This is a genomic window from uncultured Oribacterium sp., assembly GCF_902481605.1.
Taxonomy (GTDB): domain Bacteria; phylum Bacillota; class Clostridia; order Lachnospirales; family Lachnospiraceae; genus Oribacterium; species Oribacterium sinus.
This window is the reverse complement of sequence record NZ_CABSXI010000046.1, coordinates 1-16,744: the sequence shown is the minus strand read 5'-3', so window position 1 is coordinate 16,744 and position 16,744 is coordinate 1. Positions and strand designations below refer to the sequence as shown.

The following is a 16,744-nucleotide window of genomic DNA, read 5'->3' as shown; positions in this document are numbered from 1 at the left end:
GTGGCGAAGCTAGCGAGAGCGTGCCCCGTTTCAGACCTATATTGCTTAGAAAATTCTTTTGATTTTTTAACAGCTCCTTTTTTATTCCGCTCTTTTCCCGGCAACCCCTAAGAATGTCACAATCATCACAATGGGCATCACAATAGGTACGGCAATATTAATACTAGCCTGAACGAGGTAAGCCAGATAAGCCAGACTTACCGCAAAGGGAAAGGCAGTTTGTCCGAAAGTTGCTTCCGCCACATTCTCAGTCTCTTTCTTCCAAAATACGGTGAAGACATTTTTCAGGAAATAAAGATAGGCTAAAAGTCCAAAAACGCCGATGGTCAAAAGCAAATTCAGGTATTCATTATGGATACTGTCGATCAGTCCCATACCGGCCTGTTCCACTTCCACCTTATAATTGTCATTCGTCAGCATAAAATATCCGTCCGGACCATAGCCGAAGAGTCTCTTAAGCATAGGCATCTTGTCCCGGAAGTATTCCATACCCATCCTCCAGATAAAACCTCTGCCTGTTCCCCAGGAATCATCAAAGCGTAAAAATTGGCTGAACTGTTCCAGCACCGGATAGCGGTGGGCTACATTTACATCATAGATGGCATAGGCTCCCGCCATAAAGAACAGGACTAAAAGCAGGACATAAAGCCCCTTGAAAAGCTTCATGGACAATTCCTTCTTGCTGAATCTTCCTATAGCCCAAAGGATGCCGGAGAGTCCCATCCCCAGATAAGGAAGAATCGTCTTTCCCATGGAAAAGAGGAAGCCCGGTGGAGAAATCTGTATAATGCTTTGTCCTTTTCCGGCAAGAAGCACGGAAAGCTTCAAAGAAAGGAAAAATAAGAAATACACGGAAAGACAGGTTCCGAAGCTTTTGTTGTCCTTCCAGCAGAAAAACGGCAAAAGCAGAAAAACAATAAAATACCCGAGAACCGCATTGTCACTGCTTCCGAAGATTGTAGCAATATGGCAAAGCAGCATCATTCCCATAAAGAAGTGCTTCCAACGAAGCTCCTTCTCCTGCAAATACAAGCAGGTATAGAGGCAGGCATAAAATAAAACAAGGCTGGTATAGCCATTGATATTGCCCACAGGTCCCGCGAACATCGCCCACTTGGATAAGTCCGAAACATTGTCGAAGAAATGCATATAGTTCATCATGTAAAAATCGCTGATTCCCCATAAGCACTGTAAAACCACGCCTACAGAAAACAGGAGAAGATGAAACTTTTTAAAGCGATAAAATCGACTAAGGCCAAGATACACCGTAAAGAAAAGCAGCCAGGTCAGAACGCCCATATATCTTCCCGTACTTCCCCACCAGGTTTCGTAAGGATATCCGGAAAGGAACATGGAAAGGAAAAAGAGGAGAATCAGAAGACAAAAGGGAAGGTCCGTAGCAAATAGGGGCTTTTTCTTTCCCTCTTCCTTCTTCCAAAAAAGAGAAGGAAGAATCTCTTTTCGTTCTTCCTTCTTTAAGGTCAAAGAATACAAAGCCACAAAGGCAAAGAGCAGTACGGAAAAAACACTGCTGCAAATCCAGAAAAAATCAAAACGGGCCTGGAGAATATCAAAGTATTTATCCCGGGAATAGAGGGGAAAAACCAAAAGCATCAATACAAGGTAGAGTAAACAGATTCCATTCCCGATTGTATAAAAGTCCCTTTTGGCCTTTGAGTCCTTCAGTTCCATAGCTCTCCCTCTTCCCTCATTCATTTTTTGCAAAACGCTAATCTACAATATCTCCCGGTCCCGGATTCTCTCCGGAATTTTGGGAGCTTGCCGCAGTAGGCGGATTATTGCCGATGCTCGGTTCAGCATTATTTTCCTTTTTCTTCGTCTCTTCAGCGGATTTCTTCGTCTCTTCGTTGGATTTCTTGCTTTCTTCCGTGATTTTCTTGTTTTCTCCCGTAGTACTTTCTTCCGTGTACTGAATTTCGCCCTTCTTGCTCTCTTTGCTTTCCTGCTTGGATTCGGAATTCTTGGTACTTTCTACGGTTTTTCCGTTGCTGTCCGTCTCCGTCTTGGACTTCCTGGACTCGGAACTCTCCTCGGACTGAGATTTCTTCTTTCCGCTTTCTTCTGAGGAGCTCTTCTTCTTTTTACTATTCTCCTCTTCCTCTCTGCCTTCTGAAGACTTCTTCTTTTTGGAGCCGCTGTCGCTGTCTCCTCTTCCGTTCTTATAGCTTCCGGAATCCTCCGCAATCTTGTCACTGTAGGTCCAGACTGCAGCGGAGGGCTTATAATTCGTATCATTAAAGAGATAAGCATGAAGCTTGGTTACATTGGAGGCTAAGCTCTGGGGAATAACGCAATCTCCCTTCTTACCCATCATTTGTGTGGTCAAATCATAAGGGAAGCCTTCAGAACCTACAATATTATAACGATTAACACCCTTGGCCAGCTCTAAAATATCTCCCACATCCACATTAAAGGCAATCTGAGGAAGAACGGTATCAATAACATTGGTCAAGGTGGCTAAATCCGCCTTTTTGGCATTGGCAAGAACCTGAGAGATAACCTCTCTTTGTCTCTTGGTCCTGGTAAAGTCATCATCCATGTATCGAAGTCTGGCATATGCTACCGCCTGTACACCGTCCAAATGCTGCATTCCCGGTCCCTTAATATACTCCGCCGCAGGATTCTTCTCATTGACCTTGGACTCAATACTGGTCTCGTGAATATAGGCATTCATGTAACGGAATTCCTTCTGGGTAATATCAATATCCACTCCGCCCAGCATGGTAATCACATCTGCCACTGCTCTCCAGTTAAAGGTGGCATAGTGTTCAATATCCAAATCCAGGTTTTTATTGAGAGCCGCAACCGCCTGTTCCGGGCCTCCATCCGCATAGGCCTCGTTAATCTTGGCGAAACGGGAGCCTGCTGCCAGATTCAAATAGGTGTCACGGAATACGGAAGCCAGCTTAACTTCTCCTGTGCCTCTGTCGATGCAAACAATAATCTGCACATCCGCATTGGCACCCCGGCCCACTCCGCCGTCACGGGAGTCTACACCGAAAACGGCAATAGTCCAGTAGCCCTGCATCTGCTCCTGCTTTTTGACATCGATATTGTCATTCTTAACGTTCTTTGTATTAAACTGCACATCCGGCTTGATATTCATGTAGCGAACCACATAACCGGTACAGAAAATCATAATCAAAGTGAGAATTTCGATAACGGAAATCAGAAGAACCTTCTTCCACAAAGATTTCTTCTTTTTATTCTTCTCATCATAATACTCTTCCAGCTCTTCCTCTATCTGATCCGGAGAATTCACCTGCAAAATATCCAAAGAACTCTTGCGCTTCTCCTCGTTTCTTTCCTTGGGAAGGGTATAGAAGTCCGGATTTTTTTCCCTCTTTCCCTCTTGGGAAAGCTTCTTATCCAAAAAAGACAGATCTTCCTTCCCCTGATCTCTTCCTGTAGGGCGGTCTTCCTGCAAGCGCTTTCCTCTTGCAATCTGTGCCTTTAAATCCTGCTCTTTCTCGGAAAAGGGAGCATTCTCCCTCTTCTTTATTTCTGACGCGTTCTTCACTTCCGCAGAAGAGCTATGATTGCTCTCTTTGTTTCCGCTATGACTATGAGGTCTTCTCCCCTTATTCTGTTCTAATGCCACACTACTCCTCCAAATCGATTTCAAAGCTTATTTTACAGGAATCAAGGTATAATACCATGAAAACACAAAAAAATTAATAGGCATTTTTGTTAATAAATCCTTTCCATAGGGTTAAAAAGAGTATGCGAATATCCAAAGAAAGGCTCCAGTTTTCAATATACCAAAGGTCACAACGGATTCTTCCCTCTATGGAAGTATCTCCTCGGAAACCGTTCACCTGCGCCCAGCCGGTCATCCCCGGTCGAACCTGATGCTTAATCATATAACGAGGAATCTGTTCCTTGAACTGCTCCACAAACTGGGTTCTCTCCGGCCTGGGACCGATGAGGGACATATCCCCCCGTAGGACATTGAAAAATTGGGGAAGTTCATCAATAGAGGTTTTTCGGATAATTTTTCCAATCCAAGTCACTCTGGGATCTCCCTTTACCGTCCAGCCCTTCTTTTCTTCCTCCACTGTCTGTACCCGCATAGAACGGAATTTGTACATTTGGAAGGGAAGATTATGCCTTCCCACTCTTTCCTGCTTGAAAATGATGGGGCCGCTGGAATCCAGTCGAATCAAAAGTGCCACCAGTAGCATCAGGGGGCCGAAAAGGATGATGCCCACCAGGGCACCGAAAATATCCATAAGCCGCTTCACAAAAGCATTAAAGGGATCCGTCAAGGGAACGTTTCGAATATTGATGACGGGCAGTCCGTCCAAATCCTCCGCAATGGGCTTGGAGTGAATAATCTCCTGATAGTCCGGTAAAAATTTGGTATGGACACCGGATTTCTCACAAACCGCCACAATTCCCGGAAGCTTTTCATAAGCGGCAAGGGGCAGGGTAATGGCAATCTCGTCAATCGTGTTTTGAGCCAGGAAGTCTCCCAGCTCCTTGATTCTTCCGATTACGGATACCCCTCTATAGGACTCCCCTTTCTCCGCAAAATCATCCACAATACCGTAAATGGTATAGCCCCAATCCGGATTTCTTTTACAAGCGTCGATAAAACGGTTGGAAACCGCGGAAAATCCCACCAGAATAAGGTGCTTTTGGTTAAAGCCCTTCTTTCGAAGAGTGGCCAGGAATCTTCTTAAACCATAACGCTCCAAGGTATTTAAGCAAATATTGCCAAGATAGTTATAAAACAAGACCTTGGTGGAGAAATGCTCAAAATAACCGGATTTACGAAAGGCAAAGAAAAGAGAGGCGGAAATCAAAAGCCCCACACTGTTGGCTTGAATAATACGAAAAAGCACATTTTTCATCCGCATGGTACGCATAGGATGATAAAGCCCGAAAATCCAATACAAAATTAAATATCCCGGAATCAGGGGAAGCAGGGCGGTAAAATACACCTTAGGAGAAAGTACGCCATGGCCCTCCGGAAAAATAGGATTCTCAATCGCAAAATACCATGCCAAAAAATAGGCCAAAGCTATGACGATTCCGTCGAAGAGGACCTGTAATTGATTTAGCTGTTTTTGTTTATCTTTGATCATATTTTCCTTCCTGTACAACAGCGGTATTAAAAAATTCTTAGGAAAGCAGATTCTTCGCAAAGGCGATTTGTCTTCTTAAAAGCCGTTCCGCCTCCGGTCTATGCACTTGCAATTCAAAGTCATGGGGCAATTCCCCCTCATTTTTACCGGGAAAATAGCTTTCCACCGGAACGCCAATTTGACGGAGCTTTCTTTGAAAGTCCTTCCCCTGTTCCTGAAAGGATCCCAGGTTTCCGTCTGACAGAAAAGTGGGAGGAAAGCTTTTTTCAATATTTTGCAAAACAGAGGCTTCCTTCGCCTTTTTTCCCTTTTCCAAATCTTTTTCCTGAAAATAGGCAATTCCCCAGTTTCGAAAATAAGAATTGTTTTCTATCGAATTGGTTTGCCCGTAACGGGTAGTATCCAGGAGACCGGAAAGAGAGATAAAGCCGCAAATCCTGCCCTTTCCCCTTCCAAAAACCTCTTCCACCTTTAATCTTTTTCTGTATTTATCATCCAGCTGGCTAAGGATAAACTGTCCTCCCAGTGCAGCTCCTGCACTGTCTCCCAGAATAATAAGCTTATTCGGATCAATCCCTAAAATATCCTTTTTCTGTACTATGGTTTTTACAGCAGCGGCAGCTTGCCTCAGGGCGATAGGATAGGGATAATCCGGCGCCAAAGCATAGTCAATGGCGATGACTTGGAACCCGTTCTTCAGCCATTCCAGAAAATAGGGATGCTGGTCCACAACATTTTTACTGCCGGACACAAAACCGCCTCCATGAAAATATAGGATGGTGCCCAGAACCTCCTTCTGTCGTTCTTTCGGATACAGGTATGCATCAAAGAAATTGTTGGGGTAGGCGGAAGGATAGGAAATATTTTTATACCGAATATATTCTCCATATTCCTCTCTGTAGCTTCTCTTCTCTTCCCCCGTAAGAACGGCAGTTCTTTTGGTAAAGGACACTGCCTCCTTTATGGCTTCTCTTTCCCTTCCTTTTCCTTCCTCCCGGAAGAAAAAAAAGCTAAGCCCGAGAAAAAAACATAGAAAGAAAGCTATCCCTATTCTTTTTTTGAAAAACTTTCCTCCCATGTTCTTTCGGCCTTCTCTTTCTCTGTCATCTTTCTGTCTTGTATCCTGTCTCTTCCATCTGAAAAATATCATAAGACATATTTGTTTAGTATAGCATAAAAAAAGCTTCCGGAACTCGTCTCAGAAGCTTTTTTTATCGCAATCACACAATTTATTTTTTATTTTCCGTTCATTTTTCCTACTATTAAGGAGAAGCTTAAAGCCTCCTCTATGAAAATATCATTTTTCTAAAAATCTCATCTTCTTTAAGGTTTGCAGATATCTCCGAAAGAAGCTTTTCTTAGTTATTGTCAGTACTGTTTTTTCCTAAGGTTACTTCTACCGTCTTTTCTTCATACTGTCCCTTGGCAGAAAGACGTTTTACAGTCACCTCCACCTTTTCTCCTGCCTTATAGCCGGAAATCAAGGAAACCAAATCCTCCAGGCTTCTTACGCCCTGTCCGTCAAACTTGGTAATAATATCTTTTTCCTGTAAAGCGGAATTATCAATACCATCACCCTTTAAAATCTTATAGACGTAAATTCCCTGGGGCATGTTGTAGGCTTCCGCAATACTGCTGTCCACCGTTTTACCCTGAATGCCGATATAGCCTCTTTCGTCATCCTTGACCTTTTCTCTGGTATCTCTCTTGGAAAGTGTCTCTACGATTTCCTGCGCCTTCTTGGCAGGAATGGAATAGCCCATACCCTCTACGGTGGTATCGGAATACTTTGCCACATTGATACCGATTAATTCTCCCTGCATATTCAGTAAAGCACCACCGGAGTTTCCGGGATTAATCGCTGCATCAGTTTGTAAAAGACCGGTTTCCGTACCGTTTTCCGTTTGAATGTCTCTATCCTTGGCTGAGATAATTCCGGTGGTTACAGACTGTCCATAGCCTAATGCATTTCCGATAGCCACTACCTGATCTCCTACGCTTAAGGCATCGGAATCCCCGAAGGTGGCTGTAGTAATACTCTTCTTTGTGTCAGCGGAAATGGAATCCAAAGGAACCGCAATCACCGCCAAATCCACATCACTGTCTGTCCCCTTAATCTTTGCATCGTAGGACTTTCCGTCCACAAACTGTACGGACAGGGAAGTGGAATCCTCCACAACATGCTTATTGGTAACAATCAGAAGCTCATTATCATTTTCCCCAATAATCACTCCGGAACCGCTGGCTGCCGCCTCTCGAGTTTGTCCCTGGCCGTAAAGAGAAAATCCGTTTTGCTGATACTTAATGGTATTTGTGATGGAAACTACGGAAGACATGGCATCCTTTGCAATCTTGGAGACACTTTCTTCTCCGGATGCAGTAGTCTTTGCGGAAGACGTATCATCCTTATCCTTTACCACTGTTTTCTGAATGGGAGAAGTACTTTCTTTCTGTTCCTGTCCGGTAAGCTCATTTACGCTTGCTACAATTTCTGAACGGTGTTGGTCTGCCAACACATTTACCCCCACCATAGTTCCTCCGGACACTGCTCCGAAAAGAAGGGCGGATGCCACAATTCCTGCTACTCTATTTCCTTTTGCCATAATTTACCTCCTTACTAAGCCGATTTTTTTTGCCTTACGGCTTAGCTATTTCCTCTTCATTTTCTATTGAAATTTTTTCACTATTTTTCACTGTCTCAGGAAACTGTTTTCCTTTTGACAAAACATAGAATAGAAAAAAAATGTGGCAAAAAAATGGAAAAAGAGTGAGGATTTTGTGTCCTCACTCTTAAAAAAACGCTCTAAGTTTATTCAGCTAAGCCTTCTATTCTACCTCTAAAATTAAGGATTCATAGCCGGAAAGCTTTACCCTATTCCCGTTGATTCCAGGCTCTACATTGGAAAGCACCACCTTTTTGATTCTTCCGGGAATCTCCACTTCTCTTTCTTCTTTTCTATAATTGCCCAAAACCAGAAGTGTTTTCTTCTCTCCCTTTCTATAGAAAGCCATCAGGCGATCTTCCTTCTCCAGGAAGGGAATAAATTCTCCGTAGACCACCGCCTCCTTATACTCCTCCTGCTTTCGAAGAGCACAAAGAGCCTTGTAATAAGAAAGCACGGAACGGGGATCCTTCTCCTGACTTTCCACATTGATTCTTGTATAGTTTGGGTTTACGGGAAGCCAGGGCTTTCCGGTGGTAAAGCCTGCTTCCTTTTCGCTACTCCACTGCATAGGGGTTCTGGCATTGTCTCTACTGTAACGATTTACAATCTTTAACGCCTCTTCCTTACTATAGCCATTTTCCAAGGCAATCTTATACTCATCCAGGGTGGAAATGTCGTCTACTTCAGAGATGTCGTGGAAAATTACATTTTCCATACCGATTTCCTGTCCCTGATAGATAAAGGGAAGACCCCTCTGCATCATCAGCATGGTAGCAATAAACTTCTTGGAGCTATCGTTTAAGTCTTCCGCCGGAATATAGCTGTTGACTCCTCTGGACTCATCATGGTTCTCAATGACAGTGGAAATAAATCCTACAGGATTCACCAATCTTTGGGTTAAGAAGCAGTTGTCCCGATAAGCATTGGGGGTAACCGGCTTGTTGTCAAACCAACCCTTGTCGGAATGTCCGCTACTGTGGGCACGGAAGTCAAACATAGAGGAAAAATAACCGTCCTCGCCGATAAACTCCGGAATCTGCTCCTCTGTTTCATTGAAAACCTCTCCCACAGAAAAGGCATTGTGGGGACGGAAGCAACGATCCCGCATTTCCCGAAGGAAGTCTCCGATTCCCTCCGCCTCATAGATCATATTGGTGCAGGCTGCCATGCCGTCATCTCTGTCCGCCGGATAATGGTGTCCCTGTAAAGGAAATACCTTCTTGATATTCAGGATAGCATCAATACGGAAGCCGGACACGCCCTTATCCAACCACCAGTTAATCATCTTATAGATTTCTTCTCTAAGCTTTGGATTCTCCCAGTTTAAGTCCGGCTGCTTCTTATGGAAGAGATGCAGGTAATAGGTATTCTCTGTTCCCGGCACCTTTTCCCAAACGGAACCTCCAAAATAGGAACGCCAGTTATTGGGCTCCTTTCCGTCGATTCCCTCTTCAAAGAAGAAATAATCCGCATAGGGTCCCTTGGGATCCGCAACGGCCTTTTGGAACCACTCATGCTCATCGGAGCAATGGTTTACCACCAAGTCCAAAAGGATATGCATGTCCCTTTTCTTAGCCTCTGCCAAAAGCTCCTCCATATCCTCATTGGAGCCAAAGCGAGGATCAATCTTATAGTAATCCGCAATATCATAGCCCTGGTCCGCCAAAGGGGATAGGAAGCAGGGAGAAATCCAGATAATATCAATCCCCAGACTTTTCAAATAATCCAGTTTTTCGATAATTCCCCGAATGTCTCCGATTCCGTTTCCCTTAGTATCCTTAAAGCTTTTTGGGTAAATCTGGTAAGCGACCTTCTCCTGCCACCATTCTTTTCTCATTTTTTCTCCTTACTATATTTTCCTTCTCTGTCATTCTATCCTTCCGACAAAATGCGAGCTTTCCGGCCGTGACAAAGCTGCCGCGGCTGATTTAAATTTCTAATACAAAGGCCTCATAGGGAAGCAAATGTCCCCTCTTGGCATCTTCCCCTTCCACATTGTGAATCAAAAGCTTTCCTGTCTTAAACTCCTCCGGAATAGCGAAATCTCGTTCATTCTCCGATACGTTGCAGACCACCAAAAGCTTCTTTTCTCCCAGAGTTCTCTCATAGACAAACAAATCCGGATCCTCCGGAAGTAATAAATGGAAATCTCCGTACACAATCAGCTCTGAGCTATGCCGTAACGCAATCAGCTTCTGATAGTAGTGGAACACGGAATCCGCTCTCTTCAGCTGTTCCTCCGCATTCACTGTAGTGTAGTTGGGATTTACCGAAATCCAAGGAGTTCCTGTGGTAAAGCCCGCTTCCTTTTCACTGTTCCACTGCATGGGAGTTCTGGCATTGTCCCTACTCTTATGGGCAATCATGGGGAACAGCTCCTCCGGACTGATATGAAGCTTCTCTGTCAGTTCTTCATACGCATTGATACTTTCCAAGTCCCTAAACTGGGAAGGATCGGTGAAGGGATAATTTCCCATTCCCAGCTCTTCTCCCTGATATACATAAGGAGTTCCCTGCATCATGTGAAGGAAGGTAGCAATACACTTTGCGGAACGCTCTCTGTACTGTCCTCCATCATCCCCTAAGCGAGCAATCACTCTGGGCTGGTCATGGTTGCAAAGATAGATACTGTTCCAAGCCACATCCTGTAAACCCAGCTGCCATTTTTCCAGATTCTTCTTTAAAGGCACCAGAGGCATTCTGCCTGTGTTCCACTTAAAGCCGTACTTGGGATTCTCATCCATGTTCACGTGCTCAAACTGGAAAACCATGTTTAACTCGGTCTGGGCTTCATTGGCATATTTCTTTGCTTCCTCTAAAGTTACTCCCGCAGTTTCTCCTACAGTCATTAAATCATACTTAGAAAGTACCTTTTGATTCATTTCCTGCAAGAACTCATGGACTCTGGGGCCATTGGCACAAATTGCACCGTCTCCATAAACAGCTCCCTTGGGAATTTCTGTGCTTGGCAGTCCCTCAGGCTTAGAAATCAGAGAAATAACATCCATACGGAAGCCGTCAATTCCCTTTTCACACCAACGAGTCATCATATCGAAAACTTCTTTTCTGACAATTTCATTTTCCCAATTCAAATCCGGCTGCTTCTTGGAGAAGAGATGGAGATAGAACTCCCCGGTCTTCTCATCAAATACCCAGGCCGGTCCGGAGAAGAAGGAGCCCCAGTTGTTGGGAGGAAGAAGCTTTTCTCCCTGATACTCCACAATATCCCCGGCAAAGCGCTCCTGCTCTTCCTTGGACACGGTAGAAAGCGGTCTTCCCTTACGCCAAATGTAGTAATCTCTCTTGGCATTTTCCTTGTCCTTACGGCTCTCCATAAACCAGGCATGCTCATCGGAGCTGTGGTTTACCACCAAGTCCATCACAATCTTAATGCCTTTTTCATGGGCCTTTTTCAGAAGTCTATCAAAGTCAGCCATGGTACCGAACTCTTCCATGATATCTTCATAGTCGGAAATATCATAGCCGTTGTCATCGTTGGGAGAACGATAAACCGGAGAAAGCCAAATGACATCAATGCCCAATTCCTGCAGATAATCCAGCTTACTCTCGATTCCCGGCAAATCTCCGATGCCATCTCCATTACTATCACAGAAGCTTCTGGGATAAATCTGATACACAACGGCTTCCTTCCACCATGTCTTTTTCATCTTCTTCTCCTTTCAAAGAAAACAATACTTTATTCCATTAACAATACACGCTTAGAATCTTCTATTCCATTACGGAAGCACACTACACTTTCTCCAGGAACTTTTCTCTGTCCCTGTGCTCCGATTCCTTTTGCAAATGAAGCTGTAGCCCGGGGGATGGCTGCCTCTCCCGTAAAGCCTGCACAGAGCTTCCTTCCTCCAAAAATACAGGTAATCGAATATCCTTTTTACAAGTTCCAATATCCTGCTCTTCCTTAAGCAGAAACAAAAGCTCCGTTACCGCCCGTCTTCCCTTTTCCGTGCTGTCCTGACAAATGGTGCAAAGCCGAGGTCTAGCTCTCTTTGCCGCAAAAATCCCATCATATCCGACTATGGAAATATCCTCCGGAACCTTAAGGCCTTGATCCATACAAAAGCTCATCATTTCCAGAGCCATTATGTCTGCTGTAAAGAATAAAGCCGTACAGCCCCAAAAACTTTCCTGATAAAATTCCTTGTATTGCTTTTGTCTGATTTTCCCGTCATAGGATAAGTTTCGGCAAAGACTCCGATCTGCCGCTAAGTTCTTTTCTTCGTAAGCCTGTAGATACCCCTGATACCGGATATTGTCTATAGCGTCCTTCCGCAATACATCCATGCCGTCCATCAATGATAAAAAAGCAATTTTTTCGTGTCCCTTGGAAAGCAGGTAGCGAGTCATCTCCAGTGCTCCCTGATAATCCTCCAGTCCTACATTCACATAGGAATGATCCTCCGGGAAGAAAATGGTATCAATGGTGACTACCGGAACCGAATTCAAAGAGCGTAAATAGTAGTAGCCTTCCCGTTTTGCACCCAGGAGGATAATTCCTTCCACATTCCACTCCAGAGTAATCTTAGTACAGAGCTCCACATCCGGATTGGCATACAGTAAAAGAAAATATCCTTCCTTCTGCAACGCGCTTTGTACTGCACCGATGATTGAAGAAACAAAGGGATCCTGTACAATACTTTCCTCTTCAGCTCTGCTATAGGTCAAAATCAGAGCAATAAGACGGGAGCCCTGTTTTGTCAACATTTGGGCCCCCCGATGGGTAACATAATGCTCTTCTTCTAAAATCCTTTGCACCTTTTCATAGAGCTCAGGACTTAACTTATTTTTTCTGCCATGAATCACATTGGATACTGTAGAGGGACTTACATTTGCAAGTTTAGCAATATCTTTAATTCTAGCCATAATCTTCATTCTGAATATTTATCTTGAGAACAGCCTGCAAAGGATCTGCATTCCTTGCAATCTGCAGTCCTTTGCGATAAATATTCCTCTCTCTGTTAGATTCTTTGAGAACGCTGTTCTCCTTATCCTTTTACAGCACCCTCTACCATTCCGCTCATAATCTGCTTCTGTCCTACTAAGAAAACAATAATCATAGGAAGAATGGCCAGCAAAGCTGCAGACAAAATCAAATCCCACTGTTTTACATAAGATCCCACAAAGGCCTGCACAGCTACAGGAAGAGTCTTAATCTTTCCATTCTGTCCCAGCATCAAAGAAGGCAGTAAATAGTCGTTCCAAATCCACATACCGTTCAAAATGGTCACCGTAGTAATCACCGGACGAAGCAAAGGAAAGATGATCTTGAAAAATGTTCCCTCGGGAGAACAGCCGTCAATTGCCGCAGCCTCCTCCAGTTCATAGGGAATACCCTTAATAAAACCGGTCAGAATAAATACGGTCATGGCACCGCCGAAACCAAGGTAAGCAAACAAAATACCATGTACGGACTGCAACATATTAATGCCTACAAACTTTCCCACATCTCTAAAGGTGGAAAGAAGAGGAAGCATTACAACCTGGAAGGGAATAATCATAGAAGCAATAAAAGTCATATATACGGCAATAGCCCAAGGCTTTTTATTGTTTCTGCTGATAACCCAGGCAGCCATGCAGCCGAATAAAATCAGAAGAACCAAAGACACTACTGTAATAATCGCTGAAGTACCGAAAGCATACCAGAAGTTAAAGTTGGAATTATGAATTACCGAATTCAAGTTGGCCTGTAACTGGGCAAAACTAACCCCTTGAAAAGCCACCGGATCCTTAACGATATCTGCTTGTCTCTTGAAGGAATTCATCACTACTAAATAGAAGGGAAATAAAATATAAATTGCAATGCAAGTTCCCAGAATCCCCAAGATTAAATTTTTTACACTTTTAGACTTGCCCATTACATCTCCACCTCTCTACTATTGCTGATTCGAACTTGAATCAGGGAAATAACCGCCAGAATAATAAAGAACAAAATAGCCTTCGCCTGAGCCAGTGCAAAATTATTCTTTGCAATAGCCGTGTTGTAAATATTTAAAGCAAGCATCTGGGTACCATTAGATAAATAGGAACCCATAAAGTCCGCCACAGAGCCCGTTCCGTTAGTCAAAGCCATATTCACATCAAACTGTTTAAAAGCAGAGGTTAAAGTCAAGAAAGTACAAATGGTAATGGTGGAAGCAATCATCGGAAGCTTAACCTTGAATAAGGTTTGTAACGCCGTAGCCCCATCAATCTGGGCAGCCTCCAGCACATCTCCGGGAATCTGTGTAAGCCCGGTAACATAAATCAACATGATATATCCGCCACTTTGCCAGAGATAAACCACAATAATGGCCAGCATCGCTGTCTTGGTCTGGGATAACATGGAAAATTTCATATAATTCATCAAAACATTGTTGAAGACGAACTGCCAGATATAACCAAGAACAATTCCTCCAATCAAGTTCGGTAAAAAGTAAGCAGCTCTGAAAAAGGCCACTCCACGCATTTTAACAGTACAAAGTAGAGCCAATAAGAACCCTACCAGATTAATCATTACAACATTAATAATAACAAATACAAAGGTAATTAAAACGGACCAGATAAAGGCCGGATCTTTAAACATAGCCTGATAGTTGGCTAACCCTACTACTTTGGTATAACGAATTCCTGTCCAATCAGTAAAGGAATACCCTATACCCAAAATCAACGGAATAATTACAGTTACCGCAAAGGTAAATAGCAGGGGAAATAAGAATAAAAAATAAACTATTTTTCTATGATGTTTTTTGCTTGGCAAAAGATACAGGCCAAGAAAAAATAGAACCATACCTAAAATCAATAAGTTACCCCGGTATGTAGCTTTCGAACCTGTAAAATCCAAAATCAACGTATAGATTGTACTAAACGCTCCTGCCAGAAGCAAAATAATAGACTGCAAGGATTGTGAACGTCCTTTCATGAAATCCCCCTTTTAAAAAATGGGGCAGCTTAGCTGCCCCTATTCCGGGAAAAAATTAGCCAGCATAGTACTGTGCAATTACTTTTTCCATAGTATCAACAAACTTCGCTGTATCTAAATTGCCGGAAGCGAAATCCTGATATACAACACCTAATGCATTCTGTGCAAGACCGTCTTTGTTGTTTAACCAATGCCATGCGGAAGTCTTTCCTGCCTTGGTGTAATCAGTAATAGTCTGTGCAAAGGGATCATTAGCTACATAGCTGATAGACTTGAAAGGACTTACAAATCCTGCCTTCTCAACAAGAATCTTCTGAGCTTTATCCTCGGAAATCCACTGTAAGAACTTCATAGATTCTTCTTTATTATCGTTATCAAATACAGACCACCAAGAAGGAGAGTTAGTCTGAATGGTATCAATGCCTTCCTCAAATGCATAAGGAATCATACCAACCTTGAAGTTGCCGGCAGCATCATACTGCTCCTTGTCATCATTTACCATTGTTGCACCGATCCAAGATCCCTGTGTAACGAAAGCATACTTTCCTGCAGAGAAGTTCTGAATCTGCTGGTCATAGGTTCCGGAAACCAAAAGAGCTGGATCTGCATACTTGTTGAAAAGAGCAATCATATCCGCATACTTGCTGAAACGCTCCTTATCAAGCTTTCCTTCGCTTAATAGATCGATATATTTGGTATCATCTCTCTTAAGGCCTGCATCCTCATATACACCAAAGAGGTGGTTACCGGTAGACCAGTAAAGATTGGTAGCCTCTGCAACATAACCGATTACAGCTGTAAGACCTAACTCGTCCTTCTTGCTGTCCAGAGTCTCAAAAGCCTTCTTCATGGATTCCGGACCTGTGATAGACTTAGGATCAATACCGGCCTTCTCCAAAATATCCGCATTGTAAGCCAAACCGATAGCCTCTGTGGTATAAGGGAAACCTAAAACCTTACCGTTATCATCCTTGTAGGCAGATTCTGTATCGGAAACCCACTTCTCATTGGATAAGTCTACAAGATGACCTTCCCAGTTCTTAAAATCGTTAGCACCGCCATTAACAAAGATATCCGGCATATTGTCAGCCTGGAAATATCCCTTAAGGGTTCCCTGAATATCAATTCCGCCACCCATGGACTCAATGTTAACCTTTACTCCGGTCTCCTTCTCGTACTCTGCAGCCAATTCCTTCATCTGTGCATCAACTTCGATCTTACCGTTTACTAAACGAAGCTCCTTACCTGTGCTTGCAGCCTTCTCTCCACCAGCCTCAGATCCGGCCTCCTTAGCTGCATCGGATCCTGCAGCCTTTGTGTCGTTGCTTGCATTGGATCCGCCGCAAGCTGTCAATGCTGCAGCTAAGATTGCAGTCATGAGTGCTAAGTTTCTTTTTTTCATGAACTTTTCCTCCTAAAAATTGCCCCTAAAAATAGGGAGACTATGCTCTCCGGGAATATACAAGCTCTGTATGAAATTGATATACCCTATTCGCTTTCCCAATCATAGCAGTTTTAAAGTATAAATACAAGAACAATTTTTAAAAAATGCACAGAAAAAAAGCTTGAAAAACAGAAATTATTCATAGTATTTCATAACACTATAATAAGAAATAAAAATAATAAGCAAAAATACATTTTATAAGAAAAGGGAAATGAAGGAGAATGACGAGAATAAACAAAAAAATCGTATAAAGAAATCATATAATTACAGAATATAATAAAGCAATGCTAAGTACTTTCATGAGATCCAAACACAAAAAAACCACTTCATAAGAAGTGGTTTCTTCCTATCACGACCCGGAACGGATTCGAACCGTCGACCTCCGCCGTGACAGGGCGGCGCTCTAACCAACTGAGCCACCGGGCCATAAAACAACATATCCAAGAAATAACTCTAGCAGTAATCCATCATTTCAATCAGACGCATTGGATAAGCCCTCGACCTATTAGTAGCTGTCAGCTGAATGCTTTGCAGCACTTACACCTCAGCCCTATCTACCTCGTTCTCTTCAAGGGGTCTTACTCTTGCGATGGGATATCTCATC

Annotated in this window: 11 protein-coding genes, 1 tRNA gene and 1 rRNA gene; all 13 read right to left on the bottom strand. The window is 43.3% G+C overall.

What is annotated here, in order from left to right:
* Positions 1-81: 81 nt before the first annotated feature.
* A complete protein-coding gene (locus RDQ32_RS08165; protein WP_308579934.1) occupies positions 82-1,692 on the bottom strand; it encodes an O-antigen ligase family protein in 1,611 nt (536 codons plus the stop codon).
* A 37-nt stretch (positions 1,693-1,729) separates the two neighbouring features.
* Complete coding sequence (locus RDQ32_RS08160) at positions 1,730-3,622, bottom strand: LCP family protein (RefSeq protein WP_308579933.1); 1,893 nt, start codon at positions 3,620-3,622, stop codon at positions 1,730-1,732.
* 73 nt (positions 3,623-3,695) lie between these two features.
* Positions 3,696-5,111 carry an undecaprenyl-phosphate glucose phosphotransferase gene (locus RDQ32_RS08155; protein WP_308579932.1) on the bottom strand — a complete coding sequence of 472 codons (1,416 nt, stop codon included), beginning with the start codon at positions 5,109-5,111 and terminating at the stop codon, positions 3,696-3,698.
* A 37-nt stretch (positions 5,112-5,148) separates the two neighbouring features.
* Positions 5,149-6,063 (bottom strand): alpha/beta hydrolase, encoded by a 915-nt coding sequence (locus RDQ32_RS08150; RefSeq protein ID WP_308579931.1) that lies wholly within the window; start codon positions 6,061-6,063, stop codon positions 5,149-5,151.
* A 406-nt stretch (positions 6,064-6,469) separates the two neighbouring features.
* Positions 6,470-7,714 carry a trypsin-like peptidase domain-containing protein gene (locus RDQ32_RS08145; protein ID WP_308579929.1) on the bottom strand — a complete coding sequence of 415 codons (1,245 nt, stop codon included), beginning with the start codon at positions 7,712-7,714 and terminating at the stop codon, positions 6,470-6,472.
* A 223-nt stretch (positions 7,715-7,937) separates the two neighbouring features.
* On the bottom strand, positions 7,938-9,614 hold the full coding sequence (locus tag RDQ32_RS08140; protein ID WP_308579928.1) for an alpha-glucosidase: 1,677 nt from the start codon (positions 9,612-9,614) through the stop codon (positions 7,938-7,940).
* A 91-nt stretch (positions 9,615-9,705) separates the two neighbouring features.
* The gene (locus RDQ32_RS08135; RefSeq protein WP_308579926.1) at positions 9,706-11,445 is read right to left on the bottom strand and encodes an alpha-glucosidase; all 1,740 of its coding nucleotides are present in this window, start codon (positions 11,443-11,445) and stop codon (positions 9,706-9,708) included.
* 82 nt (positions 11,446-11,527) lie between these two features.
* Positions 11,528-12,661, bottom strand: a complete 1,134-nt coding sequence (locus RDQ32_RS08130) for a LacI family DNA-binding transcriptional regulator (RefSeq protein ID WP_308579925.1) — start codon at positions 12,659-12,661, stop codon at positions 11,528-11,530.
* A 122-nt stretch (positions 12,662-12,783) separates the two neighbouring features.
* A complete protein-coding gene (locus RDQ32_RS08125) occupies positions 12,784-13,653 on the bottom strand; it encodes a carbohydrate ABC transporter permease (RefSeq protein ID WP_183684196.1) in 870 nt (289 codons plus the stop codon).
* A complete protein-coding gene (locus tag RDQ32_RS08120; RefSeq protein WP_183684197.1) occupies positions 13,653-14,696 on the bottom strand; it encodes a carbohydrate ABC transporter permease in 1,044 nt (347 codons plus the stop codon). Before RDQ32_RS08120 ends, RDQ32_RS08125 begins: the two co-directional genes overlap by 1 nt.
* A 55-nt stretch (positions 14,697-14,751) precedes the next feature.
* On the bottom strand, positions 14,752-16,098 hold the full coding sequence (locus RDQ32_RS08115; protein ID WP_308579923.1) for an ABC transporter substrate-binding protein: 1,347 nt from the start codon (positions 16,096-16,098) through the stop codon (positions 14,752-14,754).
* Between the two features lie 394 nt (positions 16,099-16,492).
* A tRNA-Asp gene (locus tag RDQ32_RS08110) sits at positions 16,493-16,566 on the bottom strand.
* 59 nt (positions 16,567-16,625) lie between these two features.
* Positions 16,626-16,744 (bottom strand): 23S ribosomal RNA (locus tag RDQ32_RS08105); the annotation flags it as partial.

Excerpts from the sequence above, each read along its gene's own strand:
- RDQ32_RS08165 (WP_308579934.1), bottom strand. The coding sequence starts at position 1,692 with ATGGAACTGAAGGACTCAAAGGCCAAAAGGGACTTTTATACAATCGGG.
- RDQ32_RS08155 (WP_308579932.1), bottom strand. The coding sequence starts at position 5,111 with ATGATCAAAGATAAACAAAAACAGCTAAATCAATTACAGGTCCTCTTC.
- RDQ32_RS08145 (WP_308579929.1), bottom strand. The coding sequence starts at position 7,714 with ATGGCAAAAGGAAATAGAGTAGCAGGAATTGTGGCATCCGCCCTTCTT.
- RDQ32_RS08140 (WP_308579928.1), bottom strand. The coding sequence starts at position 9,614 with ATGAGAAAAGAATGGTGGCAGGAGAAGGTCGCTTACCAGATTTACCCA.
- RDQ32_RS08135 (WP_308579926.1), bottom strand. The coding sequence starts at position 11,445 with ATGAAAAAGACATGGTGGAAGGAAGCCGTTGTGTATCAGATTTATCCC.
- RDQ32_RS08130 (WP_308579925.1), bottom strand. The coding sequence starts at position 12,661 with ATGGCTAGAATTAAAGATATTGCTAAACTTGCAAATGTAAGTCCCTCT.
- RDQ32_RS08125 (WP_183684196.1), bottom strand. The coding sequence starts at position 13,653 with ATGGGCAAGTCTAAAAGTGTAAAAAATTTAATCTTGGGGATTCTGGGA.
- RDQ32_RS08120 (WP_183684197.1), bottom strand. The coding sequence starts at position 14,696 with ATGAAAGGACGTTCACAATCCTTGCAGTCTATTATTTTGCTTCTGGCA.
- RDQ32_RS08115 (WP_308579923.1), bottom strand. The coding sequence starts at position 16,098 with ATGAAAAAAAGAAACTTAGCACTCATGACTGCAATCTTAGCTGCAGCA.